The sequence below is a fragment of the Terrisporobacter mayombei genome (assembly GCF_020748465.1).
GTDB classification, from domain to species: Bacteria; Bacillota; Clostridia; order Peptostreptococcales; family Peptostreptococcaceae; genus Terrisporobacter; species Terrisporobacter mayombei.
Genome location: NZ_JAHZMP010000001.1, coordinates 1,043,136 through 1,064,606, shown reverse-complemented (window position 1 = coordinate 1,064,606; position 21,471 = coordinate 1,043,136). Strand labels below are relative to the sequence as shown.

Genomic DNA, 21,471 nt, shown 5'->3' with positions numbered 1-21,471 from the left:
GAAAAATGGATTGTTTATTTTGCAAAATAATAGATGGAGATATACCTTGTGACAAAGTATATGAAGATGATAAAGTTTTAGCTTTTAATGACATAAATCCTGTGGCACCATATCATATATTAGTTGTTCCGAAAAAACATTACGATAGTATAATAGATATTTCAGATAAAGAAATTGAAATTGTTGCACACATTCACTCTGTTATAAATAAAATAGCTATAGATAAAGGTTTTAGTGATGCTGGGTTTAGAATAATTAATAACTGTGGAAGTGACGGAGGTCAAGAAGTAAAACACCTTCACTATCATATATTAGCAGGTAAAAAATTACCTAATTATGAAGATGATAAGAAATAATTTTTTAGTAAATAATTTGAAATTATAAATAATTAAATACTTGATAAAAGTTTAATTTTAGTTTATAATAAACAAAGTGTGAGGTTGTAATGCAGTGATGCAGATATAATCAGATTACAGTCCCAGCATAATTCGCGCAATCGGAGGGAGGGAAAAAGAATGTCAGAAGTAAGAATAAGAGAAAATGAATCATTGGACAGTGCTTTAAGAAGATTTAAACGTCAATGTGCAATGTCTGGCATAATGTCAGAAGTGAGAAAAAGAGAGCACTATGACAAGCCAAGTGTTAAACGTAAGAAAAAAGCTGAAGCAGCTAGAAGAAAAAACGCTAAGAGATAGTAAATAGAAATAAAGAGGTGAGGGGAATGTCCCTTAAACAAAAGTTACAAGAAGATCTAAAATGTTCTATGAAAAATAAAGATACTATTAAGAAGTCTGTTATAACTCTTATTAGAGCTTCTATTAAACAATATGAAGTTGATAATAGAGTTGAATTAGGAGACGATGAAATAGTAGATCTTATTGCAAAGCAATTGAAGCAGACTAGAGATTCTCATGAAGAGTTTGCAAAAGCTGGGAGAGAAGATTTAGTGAGCAAGGCAGAAGCAGAAATAGAAGTTTTAAAAGAGTACCTACCTCAACAATTAAGCGAAGAAGAATTAAATGAAATTGTAATTTCTACTATATCTGAAGTAGGAGCTACTTCTATGAAAGATATGAAAAAAATTATGACATCAATAATGCCTAAAGTGAAAGGCAGAGCTGATGGAAAACTAATAAATGAGTTAGTAAAGAAAAATTTACAATAGATAAAAACCTAGAGAGTAATCTCTAGGTTTTTTTGTGTTGTAATAAATAAATAATCATAATCACTTATTGTTGTTCATATTTATTTAATAGAAATACATAAGAATAATAAGTGAAAGAGAGGGAAGAAGTTGATTATATCAGTAAAAGAAGTTAAAAAGTATATATGCTGTGTGCTAATTCCATTGCTTGTTGGATACTTAAGTAGTATTTTAGCCCAAGCTATAAGTGGAGTAGATACAATAACATATTATCATGAACTTATCAAACCGGGATTTGCACCTCCAGGTATAGTATTTCCTGTTGTTTGGACTGTGTTATACATATTAATGGGAACATCGTCTTACATAATATTATCACAAAGGAGAAATGAAACAAAAATAAAAGATGCCATGTTTTATTTTTGGGCTCAACTAGGACTAAATTTCTTATGGTCTATCTTGTTTTTTGGATTTCAACTCAGATTAACAGCATTAGTAGATTTAATATTACTTTTTGCTTTTGTATTAATAATGGTTTATAAGTTTTATAAGATTAAACCAATTGCAGCTTATTTAAACATACCATACATTCTTTGGTTGATTTACGCTATAGTTCTCAATTATTTTATATGGTTCATAAATAAGTAGAGAAATGAAATAAAAAATGCTGAGAGTATTCTCAGTTTTTTTTGTATGAAGATATAAAAATCATGAAATTTTAAGGAGGTACATTAATAGAATATACAAGGAGGAGGGGATTTTCATGATGGATATATCACCAGATTTGAAAGTAACACAACCAACAGTTACTTTAGTAAGCAATACATTTATTAAGATAGAAAACTATTTATCAATTATAACTTATGACACTAATTTAATTAAAATAAAGACTAAGGTTAAAACAATAAAAATAACTGGGGATAAGCTTTTATTAAAGTATATAGAAACAGAAGAAATTGGAATAAAAGGACTTATATACTCCCTAGAGTATGTTGATTAGGAGGAGATAGTAGTGATAGGTTTCATAAGAGGATATTATACAATTGTTGTAGAGGGACTAGATACAGAAAGCTTTTTAAATTACCTTATAAGAAATAAAATATATGTTTACAATGTAAATAGGATAGAAAAAACTAAAATTCAATTTAATATTAATAGAGAGAATTTTAAAAAGTTAAAAAAAATTCACAGAAGTAACAAGTTTAATATTAAGGTTAAAAAACAGACAGGCATTCCTTTTATTGCTAAAAGAATATATACTTATAGAGGAATGGTTATTTGTGCAATAATTTCCTTAATCATATTAATGTCAACATCACAGTTTGTAACAGATGTGTATATTACAGCTCCAGAGGGAATAGACAAAGCGGCTCTAAAGAAGGAGCTTTACATACAAGGAGTTAAACCAGGAGTATACAAAAAGAGCATAGATAGAAAAATTGTAAGAGACAATATAATGGGTAAATTTAATCAAATTGCCTATGTATCAATAAACGTTAAAGGAACTAATATTTTTGTAAATATAACTAAAAAAGATGAAAGTCAAAATTCGCAGGAAAACTCTAATTATTGTAATATTATAGCAACAAAAGATGGTATAATAGAAAAAGTAGTACCTAGAAGTGGTGAAGCGCTTGTTGAAGAAGGCGACATAGTAAAAAAGGGAGATGTTTTAGTCAATGGAGCTAATACTACAGCGTTACCAGAAGTTTGGGCAACCACTTTTTATGAAGCAAAAAAATCTTCAAATTACATAGATATTAAAAATCAAAGAACTGACAATAAGAAAAAAGTTTATACCATAAGTTTCTATGATAAAAAATATAAAATATTGAGAAAAATAAAATATAAGGACTATGAAATTGAAAATAAAACACATGAACTTAAAATAGGAGATTATACATTTCCTGTGAAAATAATAGAAAGCACTTTTTATGAAGTAAAAAAGGTTGAAAATAAAATAGATGTTGAAAAAATAAAAGAAGAATTATCTACAGCAGTACTAAAAGAGTTAGATTATACAATTCCAGTATCAGCAAGAATAGTAGATTCAAAGGATAAATATAATGTAAACAAAAGTATGGTAGAATATGCAGTAACGGTAACTACAAGTGAAGATATAGCTCAGCTTGATATATTAAGTAAAAGTGAGGCAGAAGCTATAATTAAGTCTAATTTAAAAAAGAAAAAGCAAGAAGAAGGAGAACAAAAGAGTTCTAATCCACAAAACAGACCTATTAATGATATAAGAAATGAATTTAAAGAAGAAGATATAAAAACTAATAATAAAGATGAAGAAAACCAATAAACCCTATATCACTTAAGGAGGAATATTTCAATTGATTATACAAAAAAAATTTATAGTGTCAGAAGAGAAGTTTGAAAGAGAACTGTTTGGGAATTTTGATGAAAATATAAAATTAATAGAAAATGCTCTAAACATAGATGTGATACTCAGAGAAGGCAATATAGTATTAATGGGGGAAGAAAAAAATGTAGACTTGGCACTTAGATTAATGAATGAATTGCATGATTCAGTATCCAAAGGAAAGTCTTTAGATAAACAAAGTATTACTTACTCTTTAGAACTATTATTTGAAGGAAGCGAAAGAAAGATAAAAGAATTAGAGGATGTAATAGTTTTAACTAAAAAAGGAAATCCTGTACAACCTAAAACTTTAGGTCAAAAGGAATATGTAAATTTAATTAGAAATAATGATATAACTTTTGGAATTGGGCCAGCAGGAACAGGAAAAACTTATTTAGCTGTGGCTATGGCAGTAAGAACTTTTAAAAATGATGAAGTAAGCAGAATAATTCTTACTAGACCTGCAGTTGAAGCAGGAGAGAGTTTGGGATTCTTACCTGGAGATATGAAGGACAAAGTAGATCCTTACTTAAGACCTTTATACGATGCTCTATTTGATATGCTAGGACCTGATAGATTTAATAAATACTTAGAACGAGGAACAATAGAAGTTGCTCCACTAGCTTTTATGAGAGGTAGAACTTTAGATAATGCATTTATCATATTAGATGAAGCTCAAAATACTACACCAGAACAAATGAAGATGTTTTTAACAAGACTTGGTTTTGGATCAAAGGCTGTAGTAACTGGGGATATAACTCAAACGGACCTTCCAAGCAATAAAAAAAGTGGTTTAGTTCAAGCTACAAAAATACTTTCTAATGTAAGTGGTATAGGTAGTATTGCACTAAGCGAAAAAGATGTTGTAAGACATGAGCTAGTTCAAAGAATAATTAGAGCTTATGAAAAATTTGAGAAAAAAGAAGATTTTAATTTAAATAAAAAACAAGAGATGAAAAGAAAAGATAAAAGTACAAAAAAATAAGACGATAATAGAAGGTGGAAGCATGGAATTAATAATAGACAATAGACAAGATAAATTAGAAGTAAAAGAAGAGTTAATAGAAAAAATAAAAGATATCATATCTGAGTGTTTAGATTATGAAGGTTACGATGATGACTACGAAGTAAGTTTATCATTTGTTGATAATAAAGAAATACATCAATTAAATAGAGACTTTAGAGGAGTAAATAGACCTACAGATGTATTATCATTTCCTCTTTTAGTAGATGAAGAATTTGATGTAGATTTTGGAGAAGAATCTTTAGGAGATATAGTAATTTCTCTAGAAAGAGCTTTTGAACAAAGTAGAGAATACAACCATAGTTTTGAAAGAGAAGTGTGCTTTTTAGTATGTCATAGTGTATTCCATCTATTAGGATACGACCATGATACAGATGAAAATACCAAAGAAATGAGAGAAAAGGAAGAACATATCTTAAATAAGCTTGGTATAACAAGGGAGTAATTTTTATGAAAGATAAAAAAACTCGCCCTAGTATTATAGAAGCATTTAATGCAGCTATTCAGGGTATCTTATATACATTTAAATATGAGCGAAATATGAAAATACATTACTTTATAGCAGTAGCAGTATTAATTGTAAGCTTGCGTTTTGATTTAAGCAAATTGGAGATGATGATATTAATATTATCTATTTCTTTAGTTATAATAGCTGAAATGTTTAATACTGCTATAGAAAATACAGTAGATTTGGTTACAGATAAATATCATAAGCTAGCTAAAATAGCAAAAGATGTGGCAGCAGGAGGAGTATTGATATCAGCATTAAATGCAGTAGCTGTTGGCTACCTTATATTTTATGATAAATTTGCAGATTTATCCAAATCATTAATATTTACCATAAGAAAATCAGACCCTCATGTTACATTAATATGTATTGTATTGGTATTAATATCTGTAGTAGTAGTAAAAGCATTAACATCCACAGGAACACCACTAAAAGGGGGAATGCCAAGTGGGCATTCAGCTCTTGCCTTTGCTGTAGCTACATCCATAACAATGTTAATTGAAAGACCTTTAGTATCAGCCTTAGCTTATGTTATGGCGCTACTAGTAGCACAAAGTAGAATAGAAGGAAAGATACATACATTTTGGGAGGCAGTTGCAGGAGCATTGTTAGGTATTTTAGTGGCTATGTTAGTTTTCCAATTAAAAATAATTAACTTTTACTAAAATGTGTTATAATATTAGATGTTTATTTAATTTTTATAAAAAATATTAGTGAAATGAATATATATATAAACCTAGGAAAAAATGAACAATAATATAAACAATCAAAAGAAAAGTTAGGAGAATCATAAATGTTTAAGTCAGGCTTTGTAAGTATAGTAGGTAGACCAAATGTTGGTAAATCTACATTGATGAATAATGTAATAGGAGAAAAAATCGCCATAATGAGCGATAAACCTCAGACAACAAGAAATACAATACAGGCAGTTTATACAAATGAAGATTGCCAAATAGTATTTTTAGATACACCAGGAATTCATAAACCTAAAACTAAGTTAGGTGAGTTTATGGTAAGTCAAGCAACAGATGCATTTAGAAATGTAGATGTAGTATTATTTGTTGTTGATGAATCAAAGAAAATAGGACCAGGAGATAAAAAAATCATGGAAGATTTAAGAAATATAAAAACTCCTGTAGTTTTAGTAATAAATAAAATGGATTTAATAGAAGAAGTTGATTTATTTAACTTAATGAAGTTATATAATGAAGAAGGTATATTCAAAGAAATAGTACCAGTATCAGCATTAAAAGGTAGAAATGTAAAAGAGTTATTAAAAGTAATAGAAGGTTACCTTGAAGAAGGACCAAAGTATTTCCCAGATTATATGATAACTGACCAGCCAGAAAGAGTTTTAGTTTCTGAACTAATTAGGGAAAAAGTATTACACTTTGTCCATGATGAAGTTCCTCATGGTGTGGCAGTAGAAATAGAAAGAATGAAATTTAGAGAAGATAAAAACATCATAGATATTTCTGCGGTTATCTGTTGCGAAAGAAGTTCACATAAAGGTATAATTATAGGAAAGAATGGTAGAAAGCTAAAAGGAATAGGAAAGTCAGCAAGAGAAGACATGGAATTGCTTTTAGGAGCTAAAGTTAATCTTCAATTATGGGTAAAAGTAAAAGAAAATTGGAGAAACTCTCAAAATTACATAAGTGATTTTGGTTACAATGATAAATAAAGGTGGATTATATGGATAAGAAACAAGAAGATTCCAGGGATTTGTTAAGGGATGTTATATCCCTACTTGAAAATAATAAATTATTAGATCTAATAGAATTGCTAGAAGAATATCATATTATGGATATTTTTGATGTAATGGAAAACTTAGATGAAGATATGAAAATAAAATTATTTGAAGTATTGCCAATAGATATGTCTGCTTCTATTCTAGAAGAAAGTGGTCCAGATTTCTTTAAATCAATATTATCTAATATAGATCAAGAACATGGTAGAAGTATTTTAGAACAAATGTCATTAGATGATTTAACAGATATTTTGAGTGAAATAGAAGAAGAGGAAAGACATAAAATAATGAATCTTTTAAGCAAAGAGGATGCTGATGATGTTAAAGAATTATTAGTATATGATGAAGATTCGGCTGGTGGTATAATGACTCCTGGTTATATTGAAATAAATAAAAATATGACTGCAAAAGAAGCAATAGATCACATGAGAAAAAATGCTTTAGATGCAGAGACAATATATTATATCTACGTGGTAGATAACGATGAAAAACTAGTTGGTGTTTTATCTCTTAGAGAATTGATAACAGCAAGAGATTCAGTTATTGTAGAAGATTTAATGAGTGAAAATATTATTTCAATAGATGTAGATGAAGATAGAGAAGAAGCTGTTAGGTTAGTATCAAAATATGATTTAATCGCCATACCAGTAATAGATAAACAAGGAGTATTAAAAGGAATAATAACAGTAGATGATATTATAGATGTTATGGAAGAAGAAGCAAGTGAAGACTTATATAAACTGGCTGGTTCTTCAGAACATGAAAGAGATGTGGCAGAAGATCAAAATTCCACACCACTTCAACAAGTAACATCTTCAGTTAGAGCAAGAATGCCGTGGTTAATAATAATACTAATAATGGGATTGTTATCAACAATACTTTTAACAAAGTTAGATTTTATTGGAGCAGATTCAACCTATGTAAATATACTTTTATTCTTACCTGTTATATTATGTTTAGGGGGAAGCATAGGTATGCAATCCTCATCTATAACAATAATGACCTTATCAAGTAAAGATATGACATCTTTAAATAATACACTAAAAGAAGTTTTAGTCGGGATAATAACAGGTGTACTATGTGGAATGATAGGAGGAATTGGAACATATATTATAATTAATAATCAAAGTATTGCTTTACTTGTAGGAGTGGCAATATTGATAAATATGATATTCGGGGCTACTATTGGAGCATTTGTCCCTGCTTTATTAAAGAGATTAGATATAGATACTTCCATAGTATCTGCGCCTCTAATTTCTGTAATGCTTGATTTTATAGGAATATGCATATTTTTCTTAATAATAACTATATTCCTGTAAAAAATTGTTTTTAAAAGATATGAATTATTTCCTCTATTCTTACGAAAAATATTATAAAGAATGTAAGAAGGGGGTAATAATATGCACCATATATGTTGGCAATTTTTTAAAAAAAGTGGAAGTATAGAAGCTTACTTGTATATTAATAATCACAAAGCCTTACTTAAAAAGAAAGAATAAAAGGGAGATAAGTAATGGTAATATTAAACACCCAGGGTATAGTACTTAAATCAGTTACCTATAAAGAAAGCGATTTAATATTAACTATATACACTAGAAAGCTGGGAAAAATAGCTGCAATAGCTAGAGGAGCAAAGAAAAGTAAAAGTTCTTTATTATCCTCTTCGCAAATATTTGCATATTCTGACTTTACATTAAAAAAAGAAGGAAATATGTATAGAGTAACCCAAAGTGAAATTATAAAAAGTTTTTATAACTTATCTTATAATTTTGAGGCTTTTTCTTATGCAACTCATATACTAAAATTAATAGACAATTTTAGTATTGATAATCAATCTAACAACAGACTATTTATATCACTTGCTCAATCTCTTTACTTATTTTGCGAAGAGAATATAGACATGGAATATGTGAGTTTATGCTTTGAGCTCAAATTTTTAGATTATGTAGGATTTAAACCTATTGTTAATAAATGTGTAAGCTGTTATAACAATAATTTTAAAAATCCTGTATTTAATATATATGAAGGTGGAATATTATGTGAAAAGTGTAGTGATAATTTCCAACATAACTTAAGGATAAATATAACTACCGCAAAACTTATGGATTATATATTAAAAAATGATATGCTTTTATGTTCTAAAGCTAAGGTATCTAAATATCTAATAAATGAGCTAAATAAGATTTTAAAAATTTACATGAATGAATATTTAGGAAATATGAATGAAAAATCATTGAATGTTTTAAAAAGTCTAAATAAAAAGGGAGTGGAATAAATGAGTAAAATAACTATAGAAGCCATTGATCAGGTGATGGAAAGAGTGCCAGGAGCAACTTATGCTCAGGTAAAAGAAGCTCTTGAAAAATGTGATGGAGATGTGGTTGATGCTATAATTTTACTACAAGGCAATTCTACAGGTGCACAAGAAAATAAAGAAAAAAAATCATTTGAAGATATATTTGGAAAAGACTCAGATAAAATAAAAGAAGAAATTACAGAACTTTTAAGAAAAAGCAATGTTATACGTATAGTTATTGAAAAAAATGGAAAAATAATAATGAATATACCTATTACAGTAGGAGTTGTTGGAGTAGTATTTGCACCAATATTATCATTAATAGGTTTATCAGCATCAGTACTTGCAAAATATAGAATAAAAATTGAAAATGAAGATGAAGGCACAATAGTTGATTTAGGTGAATTTAGCGAAGAAAAATTAAATATTATTAAAGATATGGTAAGTTCAGCTGCTAAAGATGTAAAACAAGCTGTTGATAAGAAAAATAAAAATACAGAAGATAAAAATGAATGTAATAATGACGAAGTTATAATTGACCTTAATAAAGATGACTACAGAGAAAAAAAGGATGAAGAATAACAAATAATGAGCTAGTTTATTGACAAATTTTTTATGTTTTGTTATTCTTACAAATATAAACGAAGTATTAAAAGGCCTTTCGTGGATACGAAAGGCCTTATTGCTATAAATAGTTAAGAAATTAAATTTAGGAGGTATTAATATGAATTTTCAAGATATGATACTAGCACTTCAAAGTTACTGGTCTAAGCAAGGATGTATCATGATGCAACCTTATGACGTGGAAAAAGGTGCAGGAACAATGAATCCAAACACTATCTTAAGATCATTAGGCCCAGAGCCATGGAGTGTTTGTTATGTAGAACCATCAAGAAGACCTGCAGATGGTAGATATGGAGAAAATCCTAATAGATTATATCAACATCACCAATTCCAAGTTATTCTAAAGCCATCTCCAGAAAACATACAAGAACTATACTTAAAGAGCTTAGAAACTATAGGAATCAACCCATTAGAACATGATATAAGATTTGTTGAAGACAACTGGGAATCAACTACTGTTGGTGCTTGGGGACTTGGATGGGAAGTTTGGCTAGATGGTATGGAAGTTACTCAATTTACATATTTCCAACAAGTTGGAGGAATAGAGTGTGAGTTAGAAACTGGAGAAATAACATACGGTCTAGAAAGACTTGCAATGTATATCCAAGATGTGGACAGTGTTTATGATTTAAAATGGAACGATACTATAACTTATGGTGACGTGTTTAAAAAAGCTGAATTTGAAAATAGTACATATTCATTTGATGAGTGCGATGCAGATATGTTATTTAACTTATTTGATATATATGAAAAAGAAGCATTAAGAATAATAGAAAGAGGACTTGTAGTGCCAGCATATGACTATGTGTTAAAATGTTCTCATACTTTTAATACATTAGATGCTAGGGGAGCTATAGGTGTTAGTCAAAGAGCGTCATTCATAGGTAGAGTTAGAAATATGGCAAAAGCTGTAGCTGAACTTTATGTTAAGCAAAGAGAAGAAATGGGATATCCACTATTAAAGGAAGGTGACAAATAATGAATAATTACCTTTTATTAGAGATTGGGGTAGAAGAATTACCATCAAGATTTGGACAAACTACATTAGATCAAATAGAAAATAATTTAAGTAAATTACTTAAAGAAGAAAGAGTAAATTTTAATAAAGTAGAAAAGTATGCAACGCCAAGAAGATTAACTTTTGTTATAGTTGACTTAGCTGATAAAGCAAGTGACTTAGAAGAAGAAGTTAAAGGGCCTGCAAAAAAAATAGCAGTAGATAATGAAGGAAACTTTACAAAACCTGCTCTTGGATTTATGAAAAGTAAAGGTTTAGACCCAGAAAATGTATACTTTAAGCAAGTAGGTAATGCTGAATACTTATTTGGTACAATTAAGCAAGAAGGAAAAGATACTAAAGAAGTATTAAAAGATATAATTCCTGAGGCTATTAAAAATGTAACTTTCCCTAAAGCAATGCGTTGGGGTGGTAAAAACATGAGATTTGCTAGACCAATAAGATGGATGGTTACATTATTAAATAATGAAGTATTAGATGTAAACCTGGAAGGTATAAAATCTTCTAATATTACTAAGGGTCATAGATTCTTAGGAGAGAAAGAATTTGAAGTAAACTCAATAGAAGATTATTTAGAAAAGTTAGAAAAGAACTTTGTAATATTAGATCAACATAAAAGAAAAGAAATGATAAAAGAGCAGGCTATAAAAGTAGCCAACTCTTTAGGTGGAGAAGTTGAATTTGATGATGATTTACTAGAAGAAATAACATTCTTAGTAGAATATCCAACAGCTTTTTATGGTGAGTTTGACGAAGAATATGTTAAGTTACCAAAAGAAGTTGTAACTACACCAATGAAAGAACATCAAAGATACTTCCCAGTATTAAAAGATGGAAAATTATTACCAAACTTTATAGCTGTTAGAAATGGTGATTCTAATAGAATAGATTTAGTTAAAGCAGGTAACGAGAAAGTTCTTAGAGCAAGACTTGCAGATGCTTTATTCTTCTACAATGAAGATACTAAAAATTCTTTAGAAAGCTTTGTTGACAAATTACATACAGTTGTATTCCAAGCTAAACTTGGTACAGTTTACGATAAAACTTTAAGAATAGAAAAATTATCTAAAGTTATACTTGATGAATTAAATATGGCTGAGAGTGCTGAAAATACTGCAAGAGCAGCAAAACTTTGTAAAGCTGACCTTGTAACTAATATGGTATTTGAATTCACTGAACTTCAAGGTATAATGGGTAAAGATTATGCAAAAGTAAGTGGAGAAAATGAAGAAGTATGCGAAGGTATATTTGAGCATTATCTACCAAGATTTGCTGGTGATATATTACCAGAAACTAATGCAGGTATAGCTTTATCTATAGCTGATAAACTAGATTCAATAGCAGGATTCTTTGCTATAGGAATTAAGCCATCAGGTTCTCAAGACCCTTATGCTTTAAGACGTCAAGCTTTAGGAATACTTTCTATATTATTAGATAAAAAATTATCTGTTAACTTAAATAATTTAATAAATGCATCACTAAATAACTACTCTAGTTTAGAATTTAATAAAGAAGAAGTAGCTTCTCAAATAGTTGAATTTTTCGTTGAAAGAGTTAAAAACTTATTCAAAGATTTAGGAATAAGATATGATGTTATAGATGCCGTATTAAATAACAACTTAGATGATATATCAGATATACATACGAGATCTCTTGAATTAAATAGATGGCTTGAAAAAGATGAGTTAGTTGAAATGTTAACTGCTTTCAACAGAGTTTCTACTTTAGCAGAGAAGGCAGCTGCAGATATAGTTAAAGAAGAATTATTAAAAGAAGATGCAGAAATTAAATTATATAATGGCTTTAAAGAAATAAAATTAAATGTGGATACTTTATTAGCAGATAAAAAATATAATGAAGCTTTAGATGCTTTTGCTACACTAAGACCATTAGTTGATAATTTATTTGATAATGTAATGATAATGGATAAAGATGAAACAATAAAAGAAAATAGACTTGGATTACTAAAACAAATTTATAGTACAATGCTTACTATTTGTGATTTATCTAAGATAGTTTATAAATAAACAATTATATAAAAATACTGGCCTTCCTTTTGAATCCAAAATAAAGGAAGGCATTTTTTGCTTAGAATATTTAGTGTAACATAAATACTATGTATAAATTGATATAGTGTGTATTAATATTAATGGTACAGTAAAAACTAAGTGTATACATGATGAAAATAATTAAAAAATATATCATAAATAATGAAAAAATCTATTTACACAATAGCATATATAGATATATAATATACTATATAAGGTGTAACGGAGAAAAAGTATAGCATATTGAAAGAAGGTGATTGTCATTCAACTAAATCAGAGACAACAAAAGATAATAGAAATAGTAAAAGAAAATGAACCTATAACAAGTGAGCAGATTGCTTCCATGTTAAATGTTACTCGTGCTACATTAAGATCAGATTTAGCTATCCTAACAATGACGGGAATATTAGATGCTAGACCAAAAGTAGGTTACTTTTATTCTGGAATAAATAAACTTAACTTATTAGGAAGCGACATGAAAAATAAAAAGGTTGAAGATATCATGAGTATTCCTGTAATAGCCAAAAAAGATGATAGCTTATACGAAGTAATAGTAAATATGTTCTTATCAGACGTGGGGAGTATTTTTATCATCGATGATGATGAAAGCTTATGCGGTATAGTATCAAGAAAAGATTTATTAAAGGCAACTATAGGTGGTGCAGATATGAATAAAATGCCTATAGGAATGATAATGACTAGAACTCCTAATATCATTACAGTAGAAAAAGAAGATAGTGTTATCTTAGTAGCCAAAAAGATAATAGAGCATGAAATAGATTCTATTCCAGTAGTTGAAAATATAGATGATAAAATTAAGGTAATAGGAAAAATATCAAAAACAAATATTACAAAGTTATTCTTAGAGATCGTAGACAATTAAGGAGGAGAATATGGAGAGTTTTATATTATATGCAATATCCGATTCAATAGGGGAGACTGCACAACAAGTTGCTAAGGCAGCTATATCACAGTTTGATATAAAAGAAGAAACTTATGACATAAGAAGATTTCCTTATGTGTCTAGCAAGGAAGTTCTTCTTGAAATATTAGAAAGTGCTAAAAATGAAAATGCTATAGTTGTCTATACTTTAGTAAGTGAAAATTTAGGCGATATTGTTGAAAGTTTCTGTTCAAAAGAAAATTTACATTGTGTAGACTTAATGTCTCAAATATTAAATATATTAACAGAAAAAATAGGAGCATCTCCGAAGAGAGAGCCTGGTATAATCAGAAGGATGAATGAAGAATACTTCAGAAGAATAGAAGCCATAGAGTTTGCTGTTAAGTATGATGATGGTAAAGACCCAAGAGGAGTATTAAAGGCAGATTTAGTATTAGTTGGTATATCAAGAACTTCAAAAACTCCACTTAGTATGTACCTAGCAAACAGAAATATAAAAGTGGCAAATATTCCTTTAGTACCAGAAATACCAATACCAAAAGAAATATATGAAATAAATCCTAAAAAAATAATAGGGCTTACTAATACACCAGAAAAACTTAATGAGATAAGACAAGCAAGACTTAAAGCTCTTGGATTATCAAGCAGTGCAAATTACGCTAAACTAGATAGGATTTTGGAGGAATTAGATTATTCTGAAGAAGTAATGAAGAGGTTATCTTGTCCAGTTATTAATGTTGCAAATAAAGCAATAGAAGAAACAGCTGGATTAATTATAGATATTATGAAAGAAAATGGTTTAAAGAAAAAAATACACACAGCTAATTAAAATCTTTTTAAGATTTGCATAAATAAATATTTCAAAGGGGATTCGTGATATGAGTTTTAAATACGTTTATAGCTTTAATGAAGGAAGTAAAGAAATGAAATCATTATTAGGAGGAAAAGGAGCTAATTTAGCAGAAATGACTAAAATAGGACTTCCTGTGCCTCCTGGGTTTACTATAACAACTGAGTCATGTATCGATTATTATGAAAACAATAAAACAATAAAACAAGAAATTGTAAACCAAATTGAAGAAAAGTTATCTTCTTTAGAAAAAGATTTAAACAAACAATTAGGAAGTGAAGAAAATCCACTTCTTGTGTCTGTTCGTTCAGGTGCAGTTATATCAATGCCAGGTATGATGGATACTATATTAAATCTTGGATTAAATGATAATACAGTTAAAGCATTGGCAAAAGCAACTGACAATGACAGATTTGCATATGATAGTTATAGAAGATTTATTCAAATGTTCTCTGATGTTGCTATGGAAGTTCCAAAATATAAATTTGAAAATGTTTTAGATAAATATAAAGAAGAGAATAATTTTAAATTTGATACAGACTTAACATGTGACCATTTAAAATCAATAGTAGAAGAATATAAGGGAATATATAAAAAAGAAGTTGGAGAAGATTTCCCACAAGATCCTAAAAAACAATTAATGCTATCAGTAGAAGCTGTATTTAGATCTTGGAATAACCCAAGAGCAATAATATATCGTAGATTAAATGACATTCCAAATGATTTAGGAACTGCAGTTAATATACAATCAATGGTATTTGGTAATATGGGAGATACTTCTGGTACAGGTGTTGCTTTCACAAGAGACCCTGCTACAGGAGAAAATAAGTTACTAGGAGAATACTTAATAAATGCACAAGGTGAAGATGTTGTTGCAGGCATAAGAACTCCAGAGCCTATAGCTACACTTGAAAAAGTAATGCCAGAAATTTATAAACAGTTTATAGATACTGTTAAAACATTAGAAAATCATTATAAAGATATGCAAGATGTTGAGTTTACTATAGAAAAAGGTAGATTATTCTTCTTACAAACTAGAAATGGTAAAAGAACAGCTGCATCTGCTATAAATGTGGCAGTAGATTTAGTTGAAGAAGGTTTAATAACTAAAGAAGAAGCTATAATGAGAGTTGAACCTAAGCAATTAGATCAATTATTACATCCAAAGTTTGAAGATAAAGCATTAAAAGAAGCTACAGTTTTAGCTAAAGGATTACCAGCATCACCAGGGGCTGGAAGTGGTAAAATCTATTTTACAGCTGAAGAGGCTGTAGAAGCTTCAAAAAACGGAGAAAAAGTAATACTTGTGAGACAAGAAACATCTCCAGAAGATATAGAGGGAATGATTTGTTCTCAAGGTATACTTACTGCAAGAGGTGGTATGACTTCTCATGCGGCTGTTGTTGCTAGAGGTATGGGTAAATGTTGTGTCGCTGGTTGTGGAGAAATAAAAGTTGATGAAATAGCTAAGGAAGTAAGAAAAGATAACTTAGTACTAAGAGAAGGAGATTTTATATCTATAGATGGTTCTACAGGTATTGTTTACTTAGGAGACGTAGCTAAAACAAAAGTATCTATGACAGGTAATTTTGAAAAGTTAATGGACTGGGTTGATGAAGTTAGAGATATGAAAGTTAGAACTAATGCAGATAATCCAAGAGACTCCAAAGCTGCTGTTGATTTTGGTGCAGAAGGTATAGGGCTTTGTAGAACTGAGCATATGTTCTTCGATGAAGATAGAATACCTGCTGTTAGAAAAATGATATTATCAAACACTGTGGAAGATAGAGTTGAAGCTTTAGATAAGTTATTACCTATGCAACAACAAGATTTTGTTGATATATATAAGGTTATGGGTGATAGACCAGTTAATATAAGATTATTAGATCCACCACTACATGAATTCTTACCACATGATGATGAAACAATAGAAGAGCTAGCTAAAGATATGAATATTCAGGCTAGTGAAATCAAAAAAAGAATAGTAGACTTAGCTGAATTTAACCCTATGCTTGGTCACAGAGGATGTAGACTTGCAGTTACTTATCCAGAGATAGCTGTAATGCAAACTAAAGCTATAATAAATGCTGCTATAGAAGTGAATAAAGAAGGTTTAAATATGGAGCCGGAAATAATGATACCATTAGTTGGTGCGTTAAATGAATTTAAAGTAGTTAAAAATATTATAGTTGAAACAGCAAATGCAATTATAGAAGAAAGCAATATAGATTTAAAATATACTGTAGGTACAATGATAGAGATACCTAGAGCTTGTTTAATAGCTGATGAGATAGCAAGAGAAGCTGATTTCTTCTCATTTGGTACAAATGATTTAACGCAAATGACATTTGGATATTCTAGAGATGATGCTGGAAAATTCTTAGGCCAATATGTGGATGAAGAAATCTTAGAAAAAGATCCATTCCAAGTATTAGACCAAAATGGTGTTGGTAAATTAGTAAAAATGGCAACAACACTAGCAAGAGAAGAAAAAGGTGATAATATTAAACTTGGAATATGTGGAGAGCATGGAGGAGACCCTACATCAGTAGAGTTCTGCTACAATACAGGATTAAACTATGTATCTTGCTCACCATATAGAGTACCAATAGCAAGACTTGCAGCTGCACAAGCAACTATTAAGAAAAAATCAAAATAGACACATAGATAAACAATAAAATATAATAAAAAAAGGTCAAAGTATAAGTACTTTGACCTTTTTATTATATTTTTATCATCCTATAGCCAACACCCACATGAGTTTGAATATACTGAGGGTGAGAAGTATCAGTCTCAATTTTTTTTCTAAGTGTGGCCATATAAACTCTTAAAGAAGAAACATAACTATCCCAAGAACTTCCCCAAATTTCCTTTGTCATATAAGTATGAGTTAAAACTTTGCCAACATTTCTAGCAAGTAGACAAAGTAATTTATATTCAATTGGAGTTAGATGCAATTCTTCATTATTTTTATAAACACATCCGCTAGCATAGTCAATTTTTAAATCACCATTATTAAAAATTGAACTTTCTATAGTAGTAGATTGTATGTTATTTAATCTACGCAAAGTAACTCTTAGTCTTGCAAGAAGTTCATCAACAGAAAAAGGTTTAGTTATAAAATCATCAGCACCAGCATCTAAAGCGTCTATTTTATCCTTATCTTCACTTCTTGAACTTATTACAATAATAGGCACACTAGACCAGGAGCGAATTTTTTTTATAATATCAATACCATCTATATCAGGAAGTCCTAAGTCAAGAAAAATAACATCTGGATTATTAGAGGTTGCATCTAATATGGCAGACTCACCATTTGAAGCGGTATGATAATTGTAATTATGTGTTTCTAAAGTAGTTGATATTAGATTCTTAACTGCTTTATCATCTTCTATTATTAAAATTAATGGTTTATTCATGTAAGTTCACCTCCTCTAATGGTAATGTAAATGAAAATACTGTTCCACTAGGCTTATTATCTTTTACATATATATATCCTCCGTGAGCTGAAATAATAGATTTACAAAGAGCTAATCCTAAACCTAAACTACGCTTACTATCAACAATTTGGTTGTTAACAGTGTAGAACATATCAAATATTTTTTCTTTATCTGTATCAGACAGTCCATTACCATCATCACTAATTTTTACTAGAACCATATCTTTATTTTTTAGTGTATGAATATTAATATGAGTGTTTTCTGGTGTATATTTAAGTGCATTATCTACAATATTTATAATTACCTGTATTATTAATTTGGCATCCATTTTTGCAAAAATTATATCATGGGAGCTAGTAACTTCAATAAAGTGATTTATGCTTTTTCTTTTAATATGTCTAAGAGCCTCATTTATTACTTCTTCCATAAGTTCAGGCTTCATATTTAGAATCATGGTATTATCTTCAATTTTTGTTGCAGCAAGTAAATTTTCCACTAAATTAATTAGCCATAAAGAGTCTTCATGGATATCATAATAAAGCTGAACTCTTTTTTCTTTAGAAATAATTTCTTCGTCTTTTAATAGCATTTCTGAATTACCGAATATGCTAGTGAGAGGAGTTCGTAAATCATGAGAAATAGAACGTAGTAAATTAGCTCTTAACTGCTCATTTTTTGCTAAAGTAGCAGCTTCTTCTCTTTGCTTACTTATAAAATTATTTTCTAAAGCAATAGCACATTCACCTAATATGGATAACATAATATTATTTTCAAAAGCATCTAAAGAATAATTTTCTAAAGCAATACCTACTACGCCGTAAACTCTTTTACCAACCCTTATTGCTAAATACAAACATTTAGAATTTCCTAGTGTGTTTGTAGTTGCACCAGCATGTTTATTATTTTTGAATACCCATTGAGCTACAGCTTTTTCATTAGATGTAATAAATTTAGAAGTATCACAAGTGTATTCAGCAGGTGAAAAGATAATAGGATCTAATAGTTGATTATCTTCTGAATTATAAAATATGATATTTTTATTTAATAATTTTGCCAATTGTATTGCCGTAACTTTTATAATTCCTTCTTTTTTACTTTCTTGCTGTAAAAGCTGATTAGTTTCAAGCAAAATCTTAGTACGATATGCCATATAAGCAGATTGATTAGCTTGACGTTTTATTTTAGAAGCAAGAGAACCTGTTAAAAATGCTGATATGAACATAATAACAAAGGTTACTGGATAACCAGCATCATAAGAATTAAAAGTAAACCTTGGATCAGTAAAGAAAAAATTAAATACAAGGACACTTATAAATGCAGAAATAATACTTTGTAATGTGTTTTCAGTAAGTATTGCTGTAATTAAAACACCTAAAATGTATACAGTGATAATATTAGACTCACTAAATCCAAGAAAGGAAAATACAAAACTTATAATAGTTGCTAAAATTAAAACACAAAAAGATATGAATAAATCTTTTAATGTTATTTTCGACTTAATATTAATCTTTGTATTTGAAGAATAACTAAATGATGCCGAATCAGGAATAATGTAAATATCTAAGTTAGGAGCATAAGAAGTAAGTCTTTCTGTTAATGGTGATTTTCCAAAAAAATATTTTCTTCTGCTACTACTTCTACCAAGTATTACCTTGGAAATACCTGCAAGTCTTGCAAATTCAGCAATTTGGAAAGCTATATCATCTCCAGTGACTGTTTCTATTTTAGCTCCTAGTTGTTCTGCTAAATGAATATTATTTCTTAAACGAGTTTTGTCTTCTTCGCTCATATTATCGAGATCAGATGTCTCAACGAATAAGCCAATAAATTCACCCCTAAATGCAGAAGCCATTCTAGCAGCACTCCTAATAATTTTACTATTAGTAGGAGAAGAAGAGAGACAAACTAATATTTTCTCATCAGTAAAATAACTAGCTGTGTCATTTTGTTTTACTTTTTCTGAAATCTTATTAACCCTATCGGCACTTCTTCTTAAAGCAATTTCTCTTAAAGCAGTTAAATTTTCAATACTAAAAAAGTTAACTAATGCATTTCTAACTTGTATTGGAGCATATATTTTGCCTTCATTTAATCTTTCAATAAGTTCCTCTGGTTCTATATCTACAAGTTCTACTTGATCTGCATTATCGAAGACATAATCTGGTATTCTTTCACGAACTGTAATCTTTGTTATAGAAGATACAATATCGTTTAAGCTTTCTATGTGTTGAACATTAACAGTAGTATAAACATCAAATCCTAAATTTAGGAGCTCGTTTATATCCTGATATCTTTTTAAATGGCGACATCCAGTAGCATTTGTATGAGCTAATTCATCTACCAATATAACTTGTGGATTTCTTTTTATGGCTAAATCAATATTGAACTCATTCAAACTAATGTCTTTATGTTTTACATTGAGTGTTGGAATAACCTCTAGACATTTTAAAAGTTCTTTTGTTTCGGGTCTTGCATGAGGCTCAATATATCCAATAACTACATCTATGCCAGACTCTTTTGCCTTATGGGCAGCTTTTAACATGGCGTATGTTTTACCAACACCAGCAGCATATCCAAAAAAGATCTTAAGATGACCTCTTCCTTTTAATCTTTCTTCATAATTTATTTTTTTTAATATTTCATCTGGATTAATTTTTCTATCTATCATAATAAGTACCTCAAAATGTAATTATGCTATAATATTAACAGAATATTTGTTATTAATGTATTATAGTTTTATATAATTGTATTAAAATTATATAAAGATTCATATTAAAATAATGTTAAATTCTAATTTATTAAATTTACATAAATAATAGATGCATATTTTAAAGTATAAAAAGCAAAGCGATTTTATTTAAAAGCTTTGCTTTTTATTATTTAAATTTATGAAAGTATACCATCTATCATTAAATTCACCTTTAGTACATTTACTGTACTTTCACCAAGTATTCCTAAAAATGGTTTATTAGTACATTTATTGATAATATCATTGACTTCTGACTCAGTCATATTATTGTTATCAGCAATTCTTTTAGCTTGATATTTGGCAGCAGCTAAAGATATTTCAGGGTCCAGACCACTACCAGAACATGTTACTAAATCAACAGGAATTGCTTGATCTTTATTATATTCATGAGAAGAGTTTATTTTATCAACTCTTTCTTTTACAAGTTTTTCATATTTATCACTAGCAGGGCTTAAATTAGATGGAGTAGAGTATAATACTTTATTACCATTTTCATCAGTAAATGTTTTTGTATCTATATTCATTATACGTCCCCACATATGTTTTTCATCTGTATATTGCTGAGCAATTAATTCTGAACCATATTTCTTTCCGTCAGCTTCAATAATACTACCATTAGCTTTAGATGGAAAGAATATTTGAGCAATACCTGTTATAGCTCCTGTATATATAACCCCACAAAGTAGGGTGAAAATTATAAAGGATGATAGTCCTTTAGAAAAAATAGATTTCATTTTAATACCTCCTT

General features: G+C 29.1%; 21 protein-coding genes. 18 read left to right on the top strand and 3 right to left on the bottom strand.

Annotated elements, in window-relative coordinates:
* Nucleotides 1-5: 5 nt before the first annotated feature.
* From K0039_RS05110 to ppdK, 18 genes are all read left to right on the top strand, one after another.
* The gene (locus K0039_RS05110; RefSeq protein WP_228103955.1) at nt 6-356 is read left to right on the top strand and encodes a histidine triad nucleotide-binding protein; all 351 of its coding nucleotides are present in this window, start codon (nt 6-8) and stop codon (nt 354-356) included.
* A 159-nt stretch (nt 357-515) separates the two neighbouring features.
* Nucleotides 516-695, top strand: a complete 180-nt coding sequence (rpsU, locus tag K0039_RS05105; RefSeq protein WP_228103954.1) for a 30S ribosomal protein S21 — start codon at nt 516-518, stop codon at nt 693-695.
* Nucleotides 696-721: 26 nt separating this feature from the next.
* Nucleotides 722-1,165: a GatB/YqeY domain-containing protein gene (locus K0039_RS05100; protein WP_228103953.1), complete on the top strand. Its 444-nt coding sequence runs from the start codon at nt 722-724 to the stop codon at nt 1,163-1,165.
* A 129-nt stretch (nt 1,166-1,294) separates the two neighbouring features.
* Nucleotides 1,295-1,792: a TspO/MBR family protein gene (locus tag K0039_RS05095; protein WP_228103952.1), complete on the top strand. Its 498-nt coding sequence runs from the start codon at nt 1,295-1,297 to the stop codon at nt 1,790-1,792.
* 115 nt (nt 1,793-1,907) lie between these two features.
* On the top strand, nt 1,908-2,144 hold the full coding sequence (locus K0039_RS05090) for a YabP/YqfC family sporulation protein (RefSeq protein ID WP_228103951.1): 237 nt from the start codon (nt 1,908-1,910) through the stop codon (nt 2,142-2,144).
* Between the two features lie 12 nt (nt 2,145-2,156).
* A complete protein-coding gene (yqfD, locus tag K0039_RS05085) occupies nt 2,157-3,452 on the top strand; it encodes a sporulation protein YqfD (protein ID WP_228103950.1) in 1,296 nt (431 codons plus the stop codon).
* Nucleotides 3,453-3,483: 31 nt separating this feature from the next.
* Nucleotides 3,484-4,497, top strand: coding sequence for a PhoH family protein (locus tag K0039_RS05080; protein ID WP_228103949.1), 1,014 nt, complete (start codon nt 3,484-3,486; stop codon nt 4,495-4,497).
* A gap of 22 nt (nt 4,498-4,519) precedes the next feature.
* Nucleotides 4,520-4,981 (top strand): rRNA maturation RNase YbeY, encoded by a 462-nt coding sequence (gene ybeY / locus K0039_RS05075; RefSeq protein ID WP_228103948.1) that lies wholly within the window; start codon nt 4,520-4,522, stop codon nt 4,979-4,981.
* Nucleotides 4,982-4,986: 5 nt separating this feature from the next.
* Nucleotides 4,987-5,709, top strand: a complete 723-nt coding sequence (locus K0039_RS05070; RefSeq protein ID WP_228103947.1) for a diacylglycerol kinase — start codon at nt 4,987-4,989, stop codon at nt 5,707-5,709.
* Nucleotides 5,710-5,837: 128 nt separating this feature from the next.
* Nucleotides 5,838-6,728: a GTPase Era gene (gene era / locus K0039_RS05065; protein WP_228103946.1), complete on the top strand. Its 891-nt coding sequence runs from the start codon at nt 5,838-5,840 to the stop codon at nt 6,726-6,728.
* 11 nt (nt 6,729-6,739) lie between these two features.
* Nucleotides 6,740-8,113 (top strand): magnesium transporter, encoded by a 1,374-nt coding sequence (gene mgtE / locus K0039_RS05060; RefSeq protein ID WP_228103945.1) that lies wholly within the window; start codon nt 6,740-6,742, stop codon nt 8,111-8,113.
* Between the two features lie 194 nt (nt 8,114-8,307).
* Complete coding sequence (gene recO / locus K0039_RS05055; RefSeq protein WP_228103944.1) at nt 8,308-9,069, top strand: DNA repair protein RecO; 762 nt, start codon at nt 8,308-8,310, stop codon at nt 9,067-9,069.
* Nucleotides 9,070-9,672, top strand: coding sequence for a DUF4342 domain-containing protein (locus K0039_RS05050; RefSeq protein WP_228103943.1), 603 nt, complete (start codon nt 9,070-9,072; stop codon nt 9,670-9,672). It abuts the gene before it with no gap.
* 142 nt (nt 9,673-9,814) lie between these two features.
* Complete coding sequence (gene glyQ, locus K0039_RS05045) at nt 9,815-10,693, top strand: glycine--tRNA ligase subunit alpha (protein WP_228103942.1); 879 nt, start codon at nt 9,815-9,817, stop codon at nt 10,691-10,693.
* The gene (gene glyS / locus K0039_RS05040) at nt 10,693-12,759 is read left to right on the top strand and encodes a glycine--tRNA ligase subunit beta (RefSeq protein WP_228103941.1); all 2,067 of its coding nucleotides are present in this window, start codon (nt 10,693-10,695) and stop codon (nt 12,757-12,759) included. The genes glyQ and glyS overlap by 1 nt, the downstream gene beginning before the upstream one ends.
* Before the next feature lie 274 nt (nt 12,760-13,033).
* On the top strand, nt 13,034-13,663 hold the full coding sequence (gene ccpN, locus K0039_RS05035; RefSeq protein WP_228103940.1) for a transcriptional regulator CcpN: 630 nt from the start codon (nt 13,034-13,036) through the stop codon (nt 13,661-13,663).
* A gap of 10 nt (nt 13,664-13,673) precedes the next feature.
* The gene (locus K0039_RS05030) at nt 13,674-14,513 is read left to right on the top strand and encodes a pyruvate, water dikinase regulatory protein (protein ID WP_228103939.1); all 840 of its coding nucleotides are present in this window, start codon (nt 13,674-13,676) and stop codon (nt 14,511-14,513) included.
* Between the two features lie 49 nt (nt 14,514-14,562).
* On the top strand, nt 14,563-17,193 hold the full coding sequence (gene ppdK, locus K0039_RS05025) for a pyruvate, phosphate dikinase (protein WP_228103938.1): 2,631 nt from the start codon (nt 14,563-14,565) through the stop codon (nt 17,191-17,193).
* A gap of 64 nt (nt 17,194-17,257) precedes the next feature.
* On the opposite strand, the gene K0039_RS05020 is transcribed toward ppdK, so the two are convergent.
* The 3 genes from K0039_RS05020 to kdpC form a co-directional block, all read right to left on the bottom strand.
* Entirely contained in the window at nt 17,258-17,953 is a 696-nt protein-coding gene (locus tag K0039_RS05020; protein ID WP_228103937.1) for a response regulator, read from the bottom strand.
* Complete coding sequence (locus K0039_RS05015) at nt 17,946-20,642, bottom strand: ATP-binding protein (RefSeq protein ID WP_228103936.1); 2,697 nt, start codon at nt 20,640-20,642, stop codon at nt 17,946-17,948. Before K0039_RS05015 ends, K0039_RS05020 begins: the two co-directional genes overlap by 8 nt.
* A 218-nt stretch (nt 20,643-20,860) precedes the next feature.
* Nucleotides 20,861-21,457 carry a potassium-transporting ATPase subunit KdpC gene (kdpC, locus tag K0039_RS05010; protein WP_228103935.1) on the bottom strand — a complete coding sequence of 199 codons (597 nt, stop codon included), beginning with the start codon at nt 21,455-21,457 and terminating at the stop codon, nt 20,861-20,863.
* Between the last annotated feature and the right edge of the window lie 14 nt (nt 21,458-21,471).